18 protein-coding genes, 4 tRNA genes, 1 pseudogene and 1 riboswitch are annotated in these 19,941 nt (G+C 59.4%); of the genes and pseudogenes, 18 read left to right on the top strand and 5 right to left on the bottom strand.

What is annotated here, in order from left to right; genetic code table 11:
* Positions 1 to 141 precede the first annotated feature (141 nt).
* From aruF to astE, 7 genes are all read left to right on the top strand, one after another.
* The gene (gene aruF, locus AC07W4_RS25740; protein ID WP_007971023.1) at positions 142 to 1,161 is read left to right on the top strand and encodes an arginine/ornithine succinyltransferase subunit alpha; all 1,020 of its coding nucleotides are present in this window, start codon (positions 142 to 144) and stop codon (positions 1,159 to 1,161) included.
* A 73-nt stretch (positions 1,162 to 1,234) separates the two neighbouring features.
* The gene (astA, locus tag AC07W4_RS25735; protein ID WP_495034447.1) at positions 1,235 to 2,260 is read left to right on the top strand and encodes an arginine N-succinyltransferase; all 1,026 of its coding nucleotides are present in this window, start codon (positions 1,235 to 1,237) and stop codon (positions 2,258 to 2,260) included.
* A complete protein-coding gene (astD, locus tag AC07W4_RS25730; RefSeq protein WP_495034450.1) occupies positions 2,257 to 3,726 on the top strand; it encodes a succinylglutamate-semialdehyde dehydrogenase in 1,470 nt (489 codons plus the stop codon). Before astA ends, astD begins: the two co-directional genes overlap by 4 nt.
* A gap of 82 nt (positions 3,727 to 3,808) precedes the next feature.
* On the top strand, positions 3,809 to 3,943 hold the full coding sequence (locus AC07W4_RS25725) for a hypothetical protein (RefSeq protein ID WP_495034446.1): 135 nt from the start codon (positions 3,809 to 3,811) through the stop codon (positions 3,941 to 3,943).
* Complete coding sequence (gene astB / locus AC07W4_RS25720; protein ID WP_495034445.1) at positions 3,930 to 5,276, top strand: N-succinylarginine dihydrolase; 1,347 nt, start codon at positions 3,930 to 3,932, stop codon at positions 5,274 to 5,276. The genes AC07W4_RS25725 and astB overlap by 14 nt, the downstream gene beginning before the upstream one ends.
* A gap of 60 nt (positions 5,277 to 5,336) precedes the next feature.
* Complete coding sequence (locus AC07W4_RS25715; RefSeq protein ID WP_495034444.1) at positions 5,337 to 5,627, top strand: topoisomerase II; 291 nt, start codon at positions 5,337 to 5,339, stop codon at positions 5,625 to 5,627.
* A 12-nt stretch (positions 5,628 to 5,639) separates the two neighbouring features.
* Positions 5,640 to 6,650, top strand: coding sequence for a succinylglutamate desuccinylase (gene astE / locus AC07W4_RS25710; protein ID WP_495034443.1), 1,011 nt, complete (start codon positions 5,640 to 5,642; stop codon positions 6,648 to 6,650).
* A gap of 143 nt (positions 6,651 to 6,793) precedes the next feature.
* Here astE and AC07W4_RS25705 read toward each other — a convergent pair whose 3' ends face one another.
* Positions 6,794 to 7,303 (bottom strand): 6,7-dimethyl-8-ribityllumazine synthase, encoded by a 510-nt coding sequence (locus tag AC07W4_RS25705; RefSeq protein ID WP_008049562.1) that lies wholly within the window; start codon positions 7,301 to 7,303, stop codon positions 6,794 to 6,796.
* A gap of 114 nt (positions 7,304 to 7,417) precedes the next feature.
* Positions 7,418 to 7,588: riboswitch (FMN riboswitch) on the bottom strand.
* Between the two features lie 285 nt (positions 7,589 to 7,873).
* Here AC07W4_RS25705 and ltaE point away from each other — a divergent pair.
* From ltaE to AC07W4_RS25670, 7 genes are all read left to right on the top strand, one after another.
* Positions 7,874 to 8,878, top strand: a complete 1,005-nt coding sequence (gene ltaE / locus AC07W4_RS25700; RefSeq protein ID WP_495034442.1) for a low-specificity L-threonine aldolase — start codon at positions 7,874 to 7,876, stop codon at positions 8,876 to 8,878.
* Positions 8,879 to 9,024: 146 nt separating this feature from the next.
* Positions 9,025 to 11,646, top strand: a complete 2,622-nt coding sequence (gene alaS / locus AC07W4_RS25695) for an alanine--tRNA ligase (protein ID WP_008049565.1) — start codon at positions 9,025 to 9,027, stop codon at positions 11,644 to 11,646.
* 91 nt (positions 11,647 to 11,737) lie between these two features.
* Positions 11,738 to 12,979 (top strand): aspartate kinase, encoded by a 1,242-nt coding sequence (locus AC07W4_RS25690; RefSeq protein ID WP_008049566.1) that lies wholly within the window; start codon positions 11,738 to 11,740, stop codon positions 12,977 to 12,979.
* A 188-nt stretch (positions 12,980 to 13,167) separates the two neighbouring features.
* Positions 13,168 to 13,356 (top strand): carbon storage regulator CsrA, encoded by a 189-nt coding sequence (gene csrA / locus AC07W4_RS25685; RefSeq protein ID WP_002554426.1) that lies wholly within the window; start codon positions 13,168 to 13,170, stop codon positions 13,354 to 13,356.
* Positions 13,357 to 13,418: 62 nt separating this feature from the next.
* A tRNA-Ser gene (locus AC07W4_RS25680) sits at positions 13,419 to 13,509 on the top strand.
* Positions 13,510 to 13,618: 109 nt separating this feature from the next.
* Positions 13,619 to 13,695: transfer RNA gene (locus AC07W4_RS25675), tRNA-Arg, on the top strand.
* 72 nt (positions 13,696 to 13,767) lie between these two features.
* Positions 13,768 to 13,844 (top strand) — tRNA-Arg (locus AC07W4_RS25670).
* A 25-nt stretch (positions 13,845 to 13,869) separates the two neighbouring features.
* Here AC07W4_RS25670 and AC07W4_RS25665 read toward each other — a convergent pair.
* Positions 13,870 to 14,087, bottom strand: a pseudogene (locus tag AC07W4_RS25665) (cell envelope protein SmpA); the annotation flags it as partial.
* A 317-nt stretch (positions 14,088 to 14,404) separates the two neighbouring features.
* Here AC07W4_RS25665 and mgtE point away from each other — a divergent pair.
* Complete coding sequence (gene mgtE / locus AC07W4_RS25660) at positions 14,405 to 15,847, top strand: magnesium transporter (protein ID WP_008049571.1); 1,443 nt, start codon at positions 14,405 to 14,407, stop codon at positions 15,845 to 15,847.
* 173 nt (positions 15,848 to 16,020) lie between these two features.
* Here mgtE and AC07W4_RS25655 read toward each other — a convergent pair whose 3' ends face one another.
* Complete coding sequence (locus AC07W4_RS25655) at positions 16,021 to 16,347, bottom strand: Arc family DNA-binding protein (RefSeq protein WP_003178899.1); 327 nt, start codon at positions 16,345 to 16,347, stop codon at positions 16,021 to 16,023.
* 110 nt (positions 16,348 to 16,457) lie between these two features.
* On the opposite strand from AC07W4_RS25655, the gene AC07W4_RS25650 reads away from it, so the two are divergent.
* Entirely contained in the window at positions 16,458 to 16,691 is a 234-nt protein-coding gene (locus AC07W4_RS25650; protein ID WP_081498073.1) for a hypothetical protein, read from the top strand.
* A 70-nt stretch (positions 16,692 to 16,761) separates the two neighbouring features.
* On the opposite strand, the gene AC07W4_RS25645 is transcribed toward AC07W4_RS25650, so the two are convergent.
* Positions 16,762 to 16,941, bottom strand: a complete 180-nt coding sequence (locus tag AC07W4_RS25645; protein WP_495034441.1) for a PA3371 family protein — start codon at positions 16,939 to 16,941, stop codon at positions 16,762 to 16,764.
* 23 nt (positions 16,942 to 16,964) lie between these two features.
* Positions 16,965 to 17,186: a hypothetical protein gene (locus AC07W4_RS25640; RefSeq protein ID WP_495034440.1), complete on the bottom strand. Its 222-nt coding sequence runs from the start codon at positions 17,184 to 17,186 to the stop codon at positions 16,965 to 16,967.
* A gap of 291 nt (positions 17,187 to 17,477) precedes the next feature.
* Here AC07W4_RS25640 and AC07W4_RS25635 point away from each other — a divergent pair.
* Both AC07W4_RS25635 and AC07W4_RS25630 read left to right on the top strand, forming a co-directional pair.
* A tRNA-Arg gene (locus tag AC07W4_RS25635) sits at positions 17,478 to 17,554 on the top strand.
* Positions 17,555 to 17,821: 267 nt separating this feature from the next.
* Positions 17,822 to 19,941 (top strand): DUF5801 repeats-in-toxin domain-containing protein (locus AC07W4_RS25630; protein ID WP_495034439.1); only part of this gene is annotated, 2,120 nt, incomplete at its 3' end.

Below are 19,941 nucleotides of genomic sequence, written 5' to 3'. Positions count from 1 at the left end.
GGCTTGCTCGCGAAAGCGGTGTATCAGTCAACATTTTTACTGTCTGACCCACCGCTTTCGCGAGCAAGCCCGCTCCCACACTGATCTCTGTGTAGGCCCGGGATTTTTCTTCTGTAAGTTCTGAGATTAAGGAGTGACACCATGCTGGTGATGCGCCCCGCGCAAATGGCTGATCTGGGCGAGGTACAGCGTCTGGCTGCGGACAGCCCGATTGGTGTCACTTCCTTGCCGGATGACGTTGAACGCCTGAGCGACAAGATCGCGGCAAGCGAAGCTTCGTTCGCCGCCGAAGTGAGTTTCAACGGTGAGGAAAGCTATTTTTTCGTCCTCGAAGACTCTGCCACCGGCAAGCTGGTCGGTTGCTCGGCCATCGTGGCATCGGCCGGTTATTCCGAGCCGTTCTACAGCTTCCGCAACGAAACGTTCGTGCACGCTTCGCGTGAGCTGAAGATTCACAACAAGATCCACGTGCTCTCGCAGTGCCATGACCTGACCGGCAACAGCTTGCTGACCAGCTTCTACGTGCAGCGCGATCTGGTGGGTTCGCCGTGGTCGGAACTCAATTCCCGTGGCCGTTTGCTGTTCGTGGCCAGCCATCCGGAGCGTTTTGCCGATTCGGTGGTGACCGAGATCGTCGGTTACAGCGATGAAAACGGCGACTCGCCATTCTGGGATGCCATCGGGCGCAACTTTTTCGACCTCAACTACGCTGAAGCCGAGCGTCTGTGCGGCCTGAAGAGCCGTACGTTCCTCGCCGAACTGATGCCGCATTACCCGATCTACGTGCCCCTGCTGCCGGACTCCGCGCAAGAAGCGATGGGCCAGGTGCACCCGCGGGCGCAGATCACCTTCGACATCCTGATGCGCGAAGGCTTCGAAACCGATCACTACATCGACATTTTCGACGGCGGCCCGACCCTGCATGCCCGCGTCTCGGGGATCCGCTCGATCGCCCAGAGCCGCGTGGTGCCGGTGAAGATCGGCGAGCCGGTTAAAGGTGTCGGTCGCCAGTACCTGGTCGCCAATGCCCAGTTGCAGGATTACCGCGCTGTGATGCTCGAGCTCGATTACGCGCCGGGCAAACCGGTGACCCTGGATCTGGAAGCGGCCGAAGCCCTGGGCGTCGGTGAAGGTGCCAGCGTGCGCCTGGTGGCGGTTTAACACCTGCTTTAAAGAATGCTTAGAAAGCAGCGAGTTTCACGGGTGGCGCAAGCGGCCCGTTTGAGGAGATAGCATGATCGTTCGTCCCGTACGCAGCAGCGATTTACCCGCTCTGATCGACCTGGCCCGCAGCACCGGCACCGGCCTGACCACCTTGCCGGCCAACGAAGAGCGGCTGGCCCACCGGGTCGGCTGGGCCGAGAAGACCTTTCGCGGCGAAGCCGGGCGGGGCGATGCGGACTACCTGTTCGTGCTCGAAGATGACGACGGTCGCGTGGTGGGCATTTCCGCCATTGCCGGCGCCGTCGGCCTGCGTGAGCCCTGGTACAACTTCCGGGTCGGTCTGACCGTTAGCGCTTCCCAAGAGCTGAACATCTATCGTGAAATCCCGACACTGTTCCTGGCCAACGATCTGACCGGTAACTCGGAGCTGTGCTCGCTGTTCCTGCACGCCGATTACCGCAGCGGCCTCAATGGCCGCATGCTGTCCAAGGCACGAATGCTGTTCATCGCCGAATTCCCTCAACTGTTCGGCAATAAGATCATTGCCGAGATGCGCGGTGTTTCCGACGAGGCCGGGCGTTCGCCGTTCTGGGAAAGCCTGGGCCGGCATTTCTTCAAGATGGAATTCAGCCAGGCCGACTACCTGACCGGCGTGGGCAACAAGGCATTCATCGCCGAACTGATGCCGAAATTCCCGCTGTACACCTGCTTCCTGTCGCTGGATGCGCGCAACGTGATCGGTCAGGTTCACCCGGACACCGAGCCGGCACTGGCCATGCTCAAGAGCGAAGGTTTCAGCTACCAGGGTTACGTCGATATCTTCGACGCAGGTCCTGCGATCGAGTGCGAAACCGGCAAGATCCGCGCCGTGCGTGACAGCCAGGCACTGGTGCTGGCCGTCGGCACACCGGGTGACGATGCCACGCCATTCATCATCCACAACCGCAAGCGCGAGGACTGCCGCATCACTGCTGCGCCGGCACGTCTGGCCGCCGGCACCCTGGTGGTCGATCCGCAGACCGCCAAACGTCTTCAACTCAACGCTGGCGATCAAGTGCGCGCCGTGGCGTTGTCCGCAGCTCGGGAGTCGAAATAATGAAGTCGCTTTACATTGCAGGTGAATGGCTGGCAGGTCAGGGCGAAGCCTTCGAGTCGCTGAACCCGGTGACCCAGCAGGTGCTGTGGTCCGGCGTCGGTGCCACCGCCGCTCAGGTCGAGTCGGCTGTGCAGGCGGCGCGTCAGGCGTTCCCGGGCTGGGCGCGGCGTACCCTGCAAGAGCGTATCTCGGTGCTGGAAGCCTTTGCTGCCGCGCTGAAGAATCATGCGGACGAACTGGCCCGCACCATCGGCGAGGAAACCGGCAAACCCCTGTGGGAAGCGGCGACCGAAGTCACCAGCATGGTCAACAAGATCGCGATCTCGGTGCAGAGCTACCGCGAACGTACCGGCGAGAAGAGCGGCCCGCTGGGCGACGCTACCGCTGTGCTGCGCCACAAGCCCCACGGTGTAGTCGCGGTATTCGGTCCTTACAACTTCCCGGGTCACCTGCCGAACGGCCACATCGTGCCGGCACTGCTGGCGGGTAACAGCGTGCTGTTCAAGCCAAGCGAACTGACACCGAAAGTGGCCGAACTGACGGTCAAGTGCTGGATCGAGGCCGGTCTGCCGGCGGGCGTGTTGAACCTGCTGCAAGGCGCTCGCGAAACCGGTATCGCCCTGGCGGCGAACCCGGGCATCGACGGCCTGTTCTTCACCGGTTCCAGCCGTACCGGCAATCACCTGCACCAGCAATTCGCCGGTCGTCCGGACAAGATTCTCGCGCTGGAAATGGGCGGTAACAACCCGCTGGTGGTCGATCAGGTCGCCGACCTCGATGCCGCGGTGTACACCATCATTCAGTCGGCGTTCATCTCCGCCGGCCAGCGTTGCACCTGTGCCCGCCGCTTGCTGGTGCCGCAGGGCGCCTGGGGCGACTCGCTGCTGGCGCGCCTGGTGGCCGTCAGCGCGACAATTGAAGTCGGTGCCTTCGATCAACAGCCGGCGCCGTTCATGGGCTCGGTGGTTTCCCTTGGCGCTGCAAAAGCACTGATGGATGCGCAGGAACACCTGCTGGCCAATGGCGCCGTGGCGCTGTTGGAAATGACTCAGCCTCAGGCTCAATCGGCCTTGCTGACACCGGGCATCCTGGACGTGAGCGCCGTTGCCGATCGTCCTGACGAAGAGCTGTTCGGCCCGTTGCTGCAGGTGATCCGCTACGCTGATTTTGAAGCGGCGATCGCTGAAGCCAACGACACCGCGTACGGCTTGGCCGCCGGTCTGCTGTCGGACTCCGAAGCGCGTTACCAGCAATTCTGGCTGGAAAGCCGCGCCGGTATCGTCAACTGGAACAAGCAGCTGACCGGTGCCGCAAGCAGCGCGCCGTTCGGCGGCGTCGGCGCCTCGGGCAACCACCGCGCCAGCGCCTACTACGCGGCGGATTACTGCGCGTACCCGGTGGCCTCGCTGGAAACGCCGAGCCTGGTGTTGCCAAGCGCGCTGACCCCAGGTGTGAAGCTTTCGTAGGGCTTTATGTAGCAGCTGCCGAAGGCTGCGTTCGGCTGCGAAGCAGTCGTAAATCGGTACACCGTGTTTGCGGATCAGAATCATGGATACCGCAATCGCGGCTGCTGCGCAGCCGAACGCAGCCTTCGGCAGCTGCTACACAGATTGCATTCCAGTCATTTTTATTGATGCCTATAACAACAGATTTTCGTGGAGCCTCGCTGATGAAATCCTATGAAGTCAATTTTGACGGTCTAGTGGGGCCGACCCATAACTACGGCGGCCTGTCCTACGGCAACGTCGCGTCCCAGAGCAACAGCCAGCAGTCTTCCAACCCCAAGGAAGCAGCGCTGCAAGGCCTGGCGAAGATGAAAGCGCTGATGGAAATGGGTTTCCAGCAAGGCGTGCTGGCACCGCAGGAGCGCCCGGATGTGGCCGCACTGCGTCGCCTGGGTTTTGGCGGCACCGACGCTCAAGTGATCGAGCGCGCTGCCAAAGACGCGATGCCGCTGCTGGTGGCCAGTTGCTCGGCCTCGAGCATGTGGGTGGCCAACGCCGCCACCGTCAGCCCGAGCGCTGACACCGCTGACGGCCGTGTGCATTTCACCGCTGCCAACCTCAACTGCAAATATCACCGCAGCATCGAACACCCGACCACCAGCCGCGTGCTGGGTGCGATGTTCGCTGATCAGAAACACTTCGCTCACCACGCCGCCTTGCCGGCCGTGGCGCAGTTCGGTGACGAAGGCGCGGCCAACCACACCCGTTTCTGCCGTGAATACGGCGAAGCCGGTGTCGAGTTCTTCGTGTTCGGTCGCAGCGCGTTCGACACCCGCTACCCGGCACCGCAGAAGTACCCGGCGCGCCAGACCCTCGAAGCGTCCCAGGCCGTTGCCCGACTGCACGGCTTGAGCGATGACGGCGTGGTCTACGCCCAGCAGAACCCGTCGGTGATCGATCAGGGCGTGTTCCACAACGACGTGATCGCCGTCGGTAATGGTGAAGTGCTGTTCTATCACGAGGATGCGTTCCTCGAGACCGAGAAAATGCTCGCGGAACTGCAGAGCAAACTCGCCAAGGTTGGCGGGAAATTTCAGTCAGTCTGCGTACCGCGTTCCGCGGTAAGCGTGGAGGATGCCGTTCGTTCCTACCTGTTCAATAGCCAGCTGCTGTCGCGCCCTGACGGCTCCATGCTGTTGATCGTGCCGGAAGAATGCCGTGGCAACGAGCGTGTCTGGCAATACTTGCAGGGTTTGACCAGCGCCGGCGGCCTGATCCGCGAAGTGAAAGTCTTCGATCTCAAGCAGAGCATGCAGAACGGCGGTGGCCCGGCTTGCCTGCGGTTGCGCGTCGCACTCAACGAAACCGAACTGGCGGCCGTCAACCCAGGGGTTATCATGACGGCACCGTTGTACGGCACACTGACCGAATGGGTCGAGAAGCACTACCGCGACCGCATGACCGAAAACGATCTGGCGGACCCGCAATTGCTGCTTGAGTGCCGGACGGCACTGGATGAACTGACGCAAATCCTTAAACTGGGCGCGGTTTATCCATTCCAGATCAATTGATCGACGGTGCACTGCCCGAGAGGGCGGCGCACCGCTTCATCTCAAACGAGAGCGTAAAACATGAGCGATTCCCTGCAGCTGATCCTTGAAGACACCGACGGCAAGCAACTGGAGACTGTCTGCACCCGCGTCGCGGTCCTGTGGCAAGGCAAAGAGCTGTGGATCCAGCAGGATGGCCGTGGTCAGTTGCTGATCGGCGTGGACGTCGAAGAAGGCGATGCCGAATACGCCAACCTGCTGCTGCGCCCATTGGCGACTAATCTGGTAAGTCTGCAACTGGAGATGGAACCGGCTGACCTCGGCGACGACGAGGAACATGTTCACGGCCCGGATTGCAACCACGACCACTAAGGAATCCGCTCTATGCTCGCCCTCGGCAAACTGCTTGAACTGACCCTCGCCGGCCGCGAACCGGCGGAGAAGACTCAACTGACTGTCGAAGGCGTGCGCATGCGCTGGTTGAGCGAAGGTGCGCTGGAAGTCCGGCCACCGGAAGCGCGTGACAATGGCCTGGACCTGCTGCTGTCGGCAGGGATCCACGGCAACGAAACAGCGCCGATCGAGTTGCTCGATCGCCTGTTGCACGACATTGCCCGCGGCGACCTGAAGCCGCGCGCACGTATTCTGTTCCTGTTCGGCAACCCGGAAGCGATTCGCAAGGGCGAGCGTTTCGTCGAGCAGGACGTCAATCGGCTGTTCAATGGCCGTCACGAACAAAGCAGCGGCTCCGAAGCCCTGCGTGCCTGTGAACTTGAGCGTTTGGCGGCGAGTTTCTTCAGCCTGCCGGATCGTCAGCGTCTGCATTACGACCTGCACACAGCGATTCGTGGCTCGAAAATCGAGCAGTTCGCCCTGTATCCGTGGAAGGAAGACCGCCAGCATTCGCGTCAGGAACTGGCACGCCTGCGTGCTGCCGGCATGGAAGCGGTGTTGTTGCAGAACAAACCGTCCATCGTGTTCAGCGCCTACACCTACGACAAGCTCGGTGCCGAGGCCTTTACCCTGGAGTTGGGCAAGGCACGGCCGTTCGGGCAGAACGCCGGGGTCAACGTGTCGCTGCTGGAGATACGCCTCAAGCAGATCATCGAGGGCACCGAGCCGGAACTGACTGAGGAGGCGCTGGACGGTTTGCAGCTGTACAGCGTGGCGCGGGAAATCATCAAGCACAGCGACAGCTTCCGCCTGAACCTGCCGGCGGACATCGAGAACTTTTCGGAGCTGGAAGTGGGTTACCTGCTGGCGGAAGACATCGCCAATACCCGCTGGATCATCGAGGAGGAGGGCGCCCGGATCATCTTCCCGAACCCCAAGGTGAAGAATGGTTTGCGTGCCGGCATCCTGGTCGTGCCGACTACCGACGAGAACCTGGCTTAAGCACAACACCAAGCCATTGTGGGAGCGGGCTTGCTCGCGAAGGCGGTGGCACATCCAGCATCGATGTGACTGTTACACCGCTTTCGCGAGCAAGCCCGCTCCCACATTTGGTTTTGGGTGAGGCCATAGACCTCACTTCGCCTTTAGACCGCTACTGCGCGCGGTTCAGTGCGACGTAGCGAACGGATCTTCATCAGCGTATCCGCGCAAGTCTTCGCCGCTTCCTGACCTTTATGCACGAAATGCTCGAAGAAGAACTTCTGGTGCTCTTCGCCGGCATGGAAGTGGTGCGGGGTCAGGGACACCGAGAACACCGGCACTTCGGTTTCCAGTTGCACCTGCATCAGGCCGCTGACCACCGACTGGGCGACGAACTCGTGACGGTAGATGCCGCCGTCCACCACCAGGGCTGCCGCGACGATGCCGGAATAACGACCGGTCTTGGCCAGCAACTTGGCGTGCAGGGGCATTTCAAAGGCGCCGCCGACTTCGAAGAAGTCGATGTCGGACTCCTGATAACCCTGGGCAATCATTTCGGCGAGGAAACCTTTACGGCTCTGATCGACGATTTCCTTGTGCCAGCAGGCCTGGATGAACGCGACGCGCTCGCCCTGATGGTGTTTGCTTTTGCTGTCGATAGCGGTGGGTTGCATGTTCTGACTCCTGTTTGTGTGAAAAACAGGGCGTTATGAATCGAAGGGGATCTGAGGGTACGCAGGCACGAGTGCCTACGGACGGCGCTTTGGTATAGAGCCAGGCGGCGTCAATCCCGTTCTCTCTTCATCCGGACTATGACCGTCGGCCCCGGGATCACACCGGGTCTGCTGACCTTGCTGTCAGGCACCGCCGAAGCCGTGCTGCCATCAAGCGCTCGCGGGCTATGCGCATTGCGCGCAATTACCGCCGGTGGGGAGTTGCACCCCGCCCTGAGAACGTTTTTTGCCGCCGGAATGTTTGGCGGCGCAGCGTTTTTATCACATATTTGCGGTATGCGCATGGCCAATACCGGCCAGTCAAGGTGTGGAACCTGTGGGAGTGGGCTTGCTCGCGAAGACGGACTGACAGTCGACATTTGCGTTGGATGTTAATCCGTCTTCGCGAGCAAGCCCGCTCCCACATGGGCGCAATTCGCCTTTTACTCATTCAAGGGTTGATTAATCGTCGCCATGCCCGCAGTAATTCTTTCCTGAAAGGGATTTCCCCTGCTTACCGAGGCCAGTTTCATGAGCGTTATCGATCTTCGCAGCGACACCGTCACCCAACCCTGCGCCGGCATGCTCGACGCGATGGCCAAAGCCGCCACCGGCGACGACGTGTATGGCGAAGATCCGACGGTCAATCGTCTGGAAGCTGAATTGGCAAAACGGCTCGGTTTTGCCGCGGCGCTGTTCGTGCCGACCGGCACCATGAGTAACCTGCTGGGATTGATGGCCCATTGCGAGCGCGGTGACGAGTACATCGTCGGCCAGCAGGCCCACACTTATAAGTACGAAGGGGGTGGCGCAGCGGTGCTGGGTTCGATCCAGCCACAGCCGCTGGAAGTACAGGCCGATGGTTCGCTGGACCTGGCGCAGGTTGCCGCCGCGATCAAGCCGGACGACTTCCATTTCGCCCGCACCCGTTTGCTGGCGCTGGAAAACACCATGCAAGGCAAGGTCCTGCCACTGGAATACCTGGCCCGGGCCCGAAGCTTTACCCGCAAACACGGCTTGCAACTGCACCTGGACGGCGCACGTCTGTACAACGCGGCAGTGAAACTGGGTGTGGATGCCCGGGAAATCACCCGGTATTTCGATTCCGTCTCGGTGTGCCTGTCCAAAGGCCTGGGCGCACCGGTCGGTTCGGTGCTGTGCGGCTCGGTTGAGTTGATCGGCAAGGCCCGGCGCTTGCGCAAGATGGTCGGTGGCGGCATGCGTCAGGCCGGTATTCTCGCGGCGGCGGGCCTGTATGCACTGGATCACAACGTTCAGCGCCTGGCCGACGACCATGCCAACGCGCAGTGGCTGGCCGAAGGCCTGCGTGCTGCGGGCTTCGAGGTCGAGCCGGTGCAGACCAATATGGTATATGTGCAAATGGGCGACCAGGCCGAAGCGCTCAAGGCCTTTGCCGCCGAGCGCGGGATCAAGCTCAGTGCGGCCGCGCGTTTGCGCATGGTCACGCACATGGACGTCAGCCGTGGGCAAATCGAGCAAGTCGTCGCGACATTCGTCGACTTTTCGCGCAAGTGATAGCGTTAGCGCTCCAATTGACCGTTTCTATCGTATAAACACGCTGTACCCCGCGCGCAGGGCCGATATAATGCGGCCCTTTGCCGTCGCTTCGTCTGTTGACGTTTCGAACAGGCCTTTGGCCGCAGCCTCCGTGGAAGAACCTAATGAAAAGCGCAGAAATCCGTGAAGCCTTCCTTCGCTTCTTCGAAGAGCAAGGCCACACCCGTGTAGCCTCCAGCTCTTTGATTCCGGGCAACGACCCAACCCTGCTGTTCACCAACGCGGGGATGAACCAGTTCAAGGACTGCTTCCTGGGCCAGGAAAAGCGCGCGTACACCCGCGCCGTCAGCAGCCAGAAATGCGTGCGCGCCGGCGGCAAGCACAACGACCTGGAAAACGTCGGTTATACCGCTCGTCACCACACTTTCTTCGAAATGCTGGGTAACTTCAGCTTCGGTGATTATTTCAAGCGTGATGCCATCAGCTACGCCTGGAACTTCCTGACCTCCGACAAGTGGCTGAACCTGCCGAAGGAAAAGCTCTGGGTCACCGTCTATGCCAGCGATGACGAGGCGTACGACATCTGGACCAAGGAAGTCGGCGTTCCGGCCGAGCGCATGGTGCGCATTGGCGACAACAAGGGCGCGCCGTACGCCTCCGACAACTTCTGGACCATGGGCGATACCGGCCCGTGCGGTCCTTGCACCGAGATTTTCTACGATCACGGCGCCGACATCTGGGGTGGCCCACCGGGCTCGCCGGAAGAAGACGGCGACCGTTACATCGAAATCTGGAACAACGTGTTCATGCAGTTCAACCGCACCGCCGATGGCGTGTTGCACCCGTTGCCAGCGCCGTCGGTCGACACCGGCATGGGCCTGGAGCGGATCAGTGCCGTGCTGCAGCACGTTCACTCGAACTATGAAATCGACCTGTTCCAGAGCCTGCTGAGCGCTTCGGCCAAGGCCATCGGCTGCACCAACGACGCCCAGGCTTCGTTGAAAGTGGTGGCTGACCACATCCGTTCCTGCGGCTTCCTGGTCGCCGACGGCGTGCTGCCGTCCAACGAAGGCCGTGGCTACGTGCTGCGCCGGATCATCCGTCGCGCCTGCCGTCACGGTAACAAGCTGGGCGCCAAGGGCAGCTTCTTTTACCAGATCGTCGCGGCCCTGGTCGCCGAGATGGGCGAGGCGTTCCCGGAGCTGAAATCCCAGCAGGCGCACATCGAACGCGTGCTGAAGGCCGAAGAAGAGCAATTCGCCAAGACCCTGGAGCAGGGCCTGAAGATCCTCGAACAGGATCTGGCTGAACTCAAGGGCGACGTGGTGCCGGGCGACGTGGTGTTCAAACTCTACGACACCTACGGTTTCCCGATGGACCTGACCGGCGACATCGCTCGCGAGCGCAGCCTGACCATTGACGAAGAAGGCTTCGAACGCGAGATGGAAGCCCAGCGCGTCCGTGCCCGTTCCGCCAGCTCCTTCGGCATGGACTACAACAGCCTGGTCAAGGTCGATGTGGACACCGAGTTCACCGGCTACACCGATACCCGTGGTTTGGCAAAAATCGTTGCGCTGTATAAAGATGGCCAGTCGGTCGACGTATTGAGCGAAGGCGACGAGGGCGTGATCGTTCTCGACAAGACGCCGTTCTACGCCGAGTCCGGTGGCCAGGTCGGCGATTGCGGTTACCTGCAGGCGGGCAGCGCGCGTTTCGACGTGCGTGATACCACCAAGACCGGCGGTGCATTCCTGCACCACGGTATCCTGGATTCGGGTAGCCTGATCGTCGGTGCGCCGGTCGAGACCCACGTTGACGCCGAGGTGCGTCACGCCACGTCGTTGAACCACTCCGCGACTCACCTGCTGCACGCTGCATTGCGCCAGGTGCTGGGCGATCACGTTCAACAGAAAGGCTCGTTGGTCGACAGCCAGCGCCTGCGTTTTGACTTCAGTCACTTCGAAGCCATCAAGCCTGAGCAGATCAAGGCGCTGGAAGAAATCGTCAACGCCGAGATCCGCAGGAACTCCGAGGTTGAAACCGAAGAGACCGATATCGAAACCGCCAAGCAGAAAGGCGCCATGGCGCTGTTCGGCGAGAAATACGGCGACAACGTGCGTGTACTGAGCATGGGCGATTTCTCCGTCGAGCTGTGTGGCGGTATCCACGCCAACCGTACAGGCGACATTGGCCTGCTGAAAATCATCAGCGAAGGCGGTGTGGCATCGGGCGTGCGTCGTATCGAGGCAGTCACCGGTGCCGCGGCGCTGGCCTACTTGAACGCGGCGGAAGAACAACTCAAGGAAGCGGCCAGCCTGGTCAAGGGCAGCCGTGACAACCTGATCGACAAGCTGTCGGCTGTGCTGGAGCGCAACCGTCTGCTGGAGAAGCAACTCGAGCAGTTGCAAGCCAAGGCAGCCAGTGCCGCGGGCGACGATCTGTCGGCCCAGGCGCTGGACGTCAAGGACGTGAAAGTGCTGGCCGTGCGTCTGGACGGTCAGGATGGCAAGGCGCTGCTGGCGCTGGTCGATCAACTGAAAAACAAACTCGGCCGCGCAGTGATCCTGCTCGGCAGTGTCCATGAGGAAAAGGTCGTTCTGGTTGCAGGCGTAACCAAAGACCTGACTGGCCAACTCAAAGCCGGTGATTTGATGAAGCAAGCCGCTGCGGCAGTGGGCGGGAAGGGCGGTGGTCGTCCAGACATGGCGCAGGGCGGTGGTACCGACGCTGGCGCACTGGACGCGGCACTGGCCCTGACTGTTCCGTTTGTAGAGCAGGGTCTATAAGGCAGTGCTTGCGGCTCGTCGTCCAGTGGCGGGCCGCAACGCTGTTTGAGTGATTATTTGGGCGCCCTTCATGGGCAGAGGCGGCTTTGAAATGGCTTTGATCGTACAGAAATTTGGAGGCACCTCGGTCGGCACTGTCGAGAGAATCGAGCAGGTCGCCGACAAGGTTAAGAAATTCCGCGATGCCGGCGATGACCTGGTGGTTGTGCTGTCTGCAATGAGCGGCGAAACCAACCGTCTGATCGATCTGGCCAAGCAAATCAGTGGCGACGGCCAACCGGTTCCGCGTGAGCTGGACGTGATCGTCTCCACCGGTGAGCAGGTGACGATTGCCCTGTTGGCCATGGCGCTGATCAAGCGTGGCGTGCCGGCGGTGTCGTACACCGGCAACCAGGTGCGGATTCTGACGGATAGCGCGCACAATAAAGCGCGTATCTTGCAGATTGATGACCAGAAGATTCGTGGTGACCTGAAGGCAGGTCGTGTGGTGGTGGTCGCCGGTTTCCAGGGCGTCGACGAACACGGCAACATCACCACCCTCGGTCGTGGCGGTTCCGACACTACCGGTGTGGCGCTGGCGGCAGCCCTGAAGGCTGACGAATGCCAGATCTACACCGACGTCGACGGCGTCTACACCACCGACCCGCGTGTGGTGTCCGTGGCTCAGCGCCTGGACAAGATCACCTTCGAAGAGATGCTGGAAATGGCCAGCCTCGGTTCCAAGGTATTGCAGATCCGCGCGGTCGAGTTCGCCGGCAAGTACAACGTTCCGCTGCGCGTACTGCACAGCTTCAAGGAGGGTCCGGGCACCCTCATTACTATTGATGAAGAGGAAACCATGGAACAGCCGATCATTTCCGGTATCGCTTTCAACCGCGATGAAGCCAAGCTGACCATCCGTGGCGTGCCAGACATCCCGGGCGTTGCATTCAAGATTCTCGGTCCGATCAGTGCCGCGAACATCGAAGTCGATATGATCGTGCAGAACGTTGCGCACGATAACACCACAGACTTCACCTTCACCGTGCATCGCAATGACTACCAGGCGGCGCAAACCGTGCTGGAAAAAACCGCTAGCGAACTGGGTGCCCGTGAAGTCGTTGGCGACACCAAGATTGCCAAGGTGTCGATCGTCGGCGTTGGCATGCGTTCTCACGCAGGCGTGGCCAGCCGCATGTTCGAATCCCTGGCCAAGGAAAGCATCAACATCCAGATGATCTCGACATCGGAAATCAAAGTCTCCGTAGTGATCGAAGAGAAGTACCTGGAGCTGGCTGTGCGCGCTCTGCACACGGCTTTCGAACTGGACGCGCCGGCCCGCCAGGGCGAGTGATGCGTTTGCCAAAAGGCGCGGTCTGACCGCGCCTTTTGTTTTTTTGAATGGCGTGACCCCCGAGGCTGTTCTTTTGCTCGCGCTAGTCAATACTCAGGCATGTAGGGCTGCGACCGCTCCGGTTGTGGGTCGAGTGCCTTTTTTTTGCAGACTGTTGTCCCTGAAATGTAATGCGTGAGGAGAAAGGTATGCTGATTCTGACTCGTCGGTGCGCAGAAAGCCTGATTATCGGTGATGGCGAAATCACCGTGACCGTGCTCGGCGTCAAAGGAAATCAAGTGCGCATCGGTGTTAATGCCCCCAAAGAGGTAGCTGTTCACCGGGAAGAAATTTACCTGCGTATCAAGAAAGAGAAGGACGAAGAACCAAGCCATTAATTTTTATCGTTTTTTATGTTTGCAAACGGGGAAGAAGCTGGTTAATATACGCCCCGTGTTGCGGAGAGCTGGCCGAGTGGCCGAAGGCGCTCCCCTGCTAAGGGAGTACACCTCAAAAGGGTGTCGGGGGTTCGAATCCCCCGTTCTCCGCCATTATTTGCTTAGTACGTTGTAATCTGGCTTCTTCGGTAAGTTGTTGAAATTACTAGAAAAAGTGTTTGACATAGAGATTAGACGGCCTATAATGCGCGGCAACAAATGTGCACTCGTAGCTCAGCTGGATAGAGTACTCGGCTACGAACCGAGCGGTCACAGGTTCGAATCCTGTCGAGTGCACCATTTAAGAGTTAGTTGCAGCAATGCAGGTAACTTGGCTTCAACCAGTTGTGATCTGGTCTAAAAACACAAATTGCACTCGTAGCTCAGCTGGATAGAGTACTCGGCTACGAACCGAGCGGTCACAGGTTCGAATCCTGTCGAGTGCACCATACAACAGAAAGCCCGCATTTCATGCGGGCTTTTTGCCGTCTGGAATTTGGTTTTTCCTTTCTGCTGCCCCCCTCGTCGAACTCCACGTTTGCGCTACGACCTCGCCAGGTGTCGTAGCGCTAGCTTGTGGCTGAATTGCGAATACTGATCCTGTCCGGCTTGCCGAGGGCGCTTTCGACGTCTTGCTGGCTCATGCCGGCGACCACTCGCTGATTGATGATCGTCTCTACACGCTCCCCGGCGTCCTCCGTGACGTTCCTTTTCAAGGGTAGCGACTACAATTTTCGAAAAGGAGGTGTGTTTTCTTTTCTGGATGCGTCGTCGCATTTTCCTGGATCAGGACGATGCTCAGGTTTGTTGTGCAAGCGCTTGTTTCAGCCGAGATTTTTTAACGTTTAAAACCGTCAGGCGGTGTATCATTGCGCCCGTCAGCCCCGCCGGGGCTTGTGGAATACCTCCATGGACTTACCCAGTAGTTACTCAGTACCCCGTTTCACCAATCATGAATTGACTGATTGATCCTTCCGGCGTGCCCCGCTGCTGGGAGTGGAGTTCGCCTATGTCTGAAATCGAAGTAAAGAAAACGCAGGAAAGCTTGCAGGATCGCCTGGCCCAGGTGGTCGAGTTGCTGCAGCGCCAACGAGTTGTAGAAGACCTGACTCACCGCCAGGAAGGCCCGCATCATGACCGGGTCGAGAACCTGGTCCACCGGCAGAACCTCGTCGAGTTGCAACGCAAGCTCGATGACCTGCACTCCGCCGACGTCGCCTATATCCTTGAAGCCTTGCCGCTGGACGATCGTCTGACGCTATGGCAGCTGGTCAAGGCCGATCGTGACGGCGACATCCTCCTTGAAGTATCCGATTCGGTCCGTGAATCGCTGATCGCCGACATGGACGATCACGAGCTCCTGGCGGCGGCCAAGGACATGGACGCCGACGAACTCGCTGATCTGGCCTCCGAGCTGCCGCGAGACGTCGTCCATGAGCTCATGGAGACCCTGGACCAGCAACAACGCGAGCGCGTGCGTTCGGCACTGTCCTACGACGAGGAGCAGGTCGGTGCGTTGATGGACTTCGAGATGGTGACCATCCGTGAGGATGTCAGCCTTGAAGTGGTCTTGCGTTACCTGCGCCGTCTCAAGGAGTTGCCGGGCCACACCGACAAACTGTTCGTGGTCGATTACGACGGCGTCCTCAAGGGCGTGTTGCCGATCAAGCGTTTGCTGGTCAACGACCCCGACAAACAGGTTGCCGAGGTGATGGCCAGCGACCCGGTGAGTTTCCACCCGGACGAAGACGCCTACGATGCTGCCCAGGCGTTCGAGCGTTACGACTTGATCTCGGCGCCCGTGGTCGACAAGAACGGTAAGCTGATCGGTCGTCTGACCATCGATGAAATGGTCGACCTGATCCGTGAAGAGAGCGAAAGCGAAGTTCTCAACATGGCGGGTCTGCGTGAAGAAGAAGACATTTTTGCGTCGGTCTGGAAATCCCTGCGTAACCGTTGGGCCTGGCTGGCGATCAACCTGATTACCGCGTTCGTGGCTTCTCGGGTGATCGGTTTGTTTGAAGGCTCGATCGAGAAACTCGTGGCGCTTGCGGCGTTGATGCCGATCGTGGCGGGGATCGGTGGTAACTCGGGTAACCAGACCATCACCATGATTGTTCGGGCCATGGCGCTGGACCAGGTGAGCACCGGCAACACCTCGCGCCTGATGCGCAAGGAATTGGCGGTAGCGCTGATCAATGGCGTGATCTGGGGCGGGGTGATCGGTGTGGTTGCCTACCTGCTCTATGGCAGTTGGTCATTGGGTGTGGTGATGACCGCCGCGATGACGCTCAACCTGTTGCTGGCGGCGTTGATGGGGGTTTTGATCCCGATGACCCTGGCGAAGATGGGGCGCGACCCGGCGATGGGTGCCAGTGTGATGATCACGGCCATGACCGACAGCGGCGGCTTCTTCATCTTCCTGGGGTTGGCGACAATTTTCCTGCTCTGACGTCCTGTTCACTGAAAACCCGCCTTCTGGCGGGTTTTTTGTGCCCGGATTTCAGGCAAAAAAAGGTTCTTCACGCATTCCTGGGAAGCTGTAGGAGCCGTGCCCATGCTTAAACCAGTGAAAGAACCCAAAAAAAAGCCAGCGATCAGGCTGGCTTGGGCTTTCTGGCTGAATCAGGACGCGTCGGCGGCCATTTCAGCGTCATGGGCGATCAGCGAAACCAGGGCGTTCTGCTGTCGATGGGAGAGTTGGCGGAAGCGCTGCAGCAATTCCCGCTCGTGCAGGGAAAGCTCCGGGCTGTCCAGGCGCATGCTCAACTCTTCTCCCAGTGCGCCTTCCTGAATAAGACTCTGCTCAAGGCGTGCAATGATTTCGGAGTTCATGCTGCGATGATGATTGCGAGCCACCTCGGCAATGCGTTCACGCATTCCGTCTGGCAGACGTACGACGAACTTGTCAGCCGTACGGCTGGAATAAATTGCCTGTTTCAATGGGCGCATATATTTAACCGGTTAGTTCAGGGGAGCGGTTTTCGGGATTGGCCGCAGGATGTCTGGTAGGACAAGCGCTCTGACCAAATGTTCAACCTGAATTGATAGTGGCGCGCATCATGCCTCAAAATAGCCATATCCTTGGCGTCAATTCTGTGACAAATATTGAACTGGATAAAGGCGTTCTGCCAGCACCAATTATCAGAAATGCGGACTGGTTTGAAAAGTTCGACCAGGCCGTATCACTTCGTGCTTTCTCCACCCGACGAAAGGTTTCCGGCGGGCAGGAAAAAGTGAACTCGATCCCTGTTCCTTACTTTTTACAGAATAGTGGCAAATGGCCGATTTACTAGGGGGAGTCGTATGGAGGGGGTGAATTCAGGATGGATGGCAGGCCCTTGCAACGGGTCTGCCATGTCGGGATCAACGCAGAACCGGATCAAACTTGATCTTGCGCCCGGCGATCATTGCGAGCACGAACAGCGCGCTGAATACGCCACAGGCGATCAGGGGGAGGGTGACGACCATGTCCTGGGTCAATGACAGATGAAAAATGCCGCTCAACAAGGCGAGGATGAAGAAACTCGCGGCTGATCTGGACATGCTGTACTCCTGGTGAGGGTCATTCAAAATACCAATCGTTCGGCAGGCGGAGCTGGCATCAGGATGTTTTCCTGGCTGACAAAGCCGTGCCGGTCGCTGGTCACTGCCAGCTGCGGCGCCTTATGCATCTGAAGGTAATGCGGCATACGTTGGGCAACCTGCGTAGCGCTGCTCTCGGGAACAAAATGAACTCCCGCTAAAACCGCCAGTGCGATGGCATAGGAGAGTGAAAGGGCGCTCTTCATTGGGGCGGGCCTCGGTTGTTCTGTAAGAACAGCAGAAGCAGCTCGCATGCCAGAGTCTATCGGCAATTAAATTCTTTAAAAACAATGAATTAAGTTATTTTTGGTAAAACGTCATATTGCATTTTGCAATGATGGCTTTTTGCAGTGATGCAATTTGCACGGTAAACAGGTCCGCACCCGGTCAAGGCGTCTGCCTACACTTAAAAAGCCTACGGACGACATGACAAAAGCCGGCCCGGCCGTTAACATGCACGCCGTCCATTGCACCGCGTATCGTCGCGGTCAACCTGTGTCTCAGTAGCTCAATTGGATAGAGCATCCCCCTCCTAAGGGGAAGGTTGGCAGTTCGAACCTGCCCTGGGACACCATATTTCGCATCTCCCCGCCTGTTTCAACGCTTCCTTTTCGCGACTCGTAGATAAAGTTCGACAAATTCAGGTGCCCGGGATTTATCGAAGCCACCCACTCTACCCTCGCGACTTTCCTTCTCCTCTCCCACGTAGTCTGAATCTCCCATCCCGTCTGGGAGTATCCGCCGATGTGCCGCCTGTGGTGCTTGTTCATAGTTGTGACCAATAGATCAGAAAATGGTCCAAGGTCGACCCCCGATGACTGGACCCGCTCAGGAGAAAGTCATGACTATGCGCAAGAAAACCTCATCGCCAACGAATGACCTGGCCAGTAACGCCGTTGACCATCCTTCACCCGTCAACCACGACTGGACTTTTACCTACATTCCGACCGTCACCACCAACCTTGAAGACTACGCCCCCGGCAGCACTGCCATTATCACGGCCAGCGGTTTCGCCGCCGGCAGCACAGTGACGCTCGAAGTGGACCACGCCATCGGTGCTGGTGCGGATGGTGTGTGGGGCACGCCCGACGATGTGCTCGATACCAACACCGGCGCGGGGCACGAGCCCTGGTCCGTGACCGACGGCGGCGCAGGCGATCTCGACGGCCAGGTCAACGGCAGTGTCACCACCTCGTGGTACGTGAATCCCGACGACTCGGCAGGCGCTACGTTTCTGCTCACCGCGGCCGCTGCGGGCGCCGATGGCGTGGTCGGCACGGGTGACGACGCCGTGGCGACAGCCTCGTTTACGGACAGCGTTTTGGGCGTCGTTGCGACCGGCGAGGACGTCACGCTGGACGAAACGGCCGGGTTGCAGAACGCCACTGCCACTCCAGCCCCTGCTGGGGACGTTGACGACAACGATATTCTGGTGGCGTCCCTGCCTTCGACCTTCACTACCCGTTTGACTGCTCTGGGGGCAGGTACCGCAACGGGCGCGGCTTTGAGTGGCTATACCGGTGCCGTTGGCAACACTGGCAGCAATGCATTCACCATCACCGCTGACCCCGGAGCGAGCATTACCGATATCAGCTTCGTCGGCAGCTCTGGCGCACCGCTCAATGGCCTGGACAGCGGGCTCGATACCCTCGATGGCACCAGCATCCTTCTCTATACGGATACGAACAACAACATTGTCTTGGGCCGAGCCGGGAGCGCAACCGGCGCAATCGTGTTCGCTGCCTATATTGAAGAAACCGGATCGCCGGTTACGGGCGGCAAGATCTGGACTGTGGAGTACCAACCGCTCAAACATCCCGTCATGACGAATGCCGATGATTCGCTCAATCTGGCGGATAAGGTTTTCGTCGGCGCCAGCCAGGACCTGGAATTCAGTCTGGCTAACGCACCCTCCGGTCAGAACCTGTTCCTGATGTTCACGAAGGCGAACCCGAACGTTGTCGATGTCGGTGGTGTGTTGCGGATCACGGATCCCACCATCATCGCCACTGGCAAGGACCCGGCAGACCAGTCAAGCGGCTTCAATATAACGACTGGCGACACGATCAATACCAGCCAGGCGGGGGGGCCGACCACCTTCGGCACCAACAATCAGATGATTGTGGAGCAAGAGGGCATCCGCTTTTCGTTCGTCACGGGTGCCAGGCAGAATGTGACCATTCCCAACCTGGACCAGAACGAAGCCGATGTTGAATCCAACGTCGATTTTACTGGCGTCTTCAATGCGAAATCGGCCAGTTTCGACATTGTGCAGCTGCAAAGCGGCAAGAGTGCCGTGGTGAGGGTCAGCGCATTCAGCACCGCTGCCGAGCCTGGCGTGAATTTCATCAATGGGTATGGCAATGATGCGTCGGTGTCCATCACCAATGTTCGTGTCTTCAACAGTATCGGGCAGGTGATCGAGAATTCGAACGGCTCGGTGAATGATCCGGCCATTACCATCAGCTTCGCAGCAGGGGTTGCAACCATCACCGGTGTCAAAGCCGGCTACCAGATTGAATACACCACTACGTCGGACCACAACCGCGTGCTCGTCGAGAACGGGGCGGCCGTCAATGCCAAGGGCAATGAGCACGCCGATTTTGATATCGGTGGTTTCACGCTGGTCCAGGCCTCCGTTTCGAAAGCCGAAATCGGCTCCAGGATCATCTTCGATGACGACGGGCCGAGCATCAGCATCACCGGCGCAGAGCCGACGCTGACGGTGGACGAGACAGTACTGGGCACCGACGCCAACCAGAGCTTTGCCGCCAACTTCAACTCGGCGTTTGGCGCCGATGGGGCTGGCACGCTGACTTATGCACTGGGCGTGGTGGCGGGGGCTTGCGGATTGACGGACACGGAGACGGGCCAGGCGGTGAACCTGTCGCTCAATGGTGCGGTGGTCGAAGGGCGTACGGCCACGAGCGGCCTGCTGGTGTTCACGGTCAGCGTCGCCGC

It is taken from the genome of Pseudomonas sp. GW821-FHT02A08, assembly GCF_059422045.1.
This window is presented reverse-complemented; position numbering and strand designations above follow the sequence as displayed.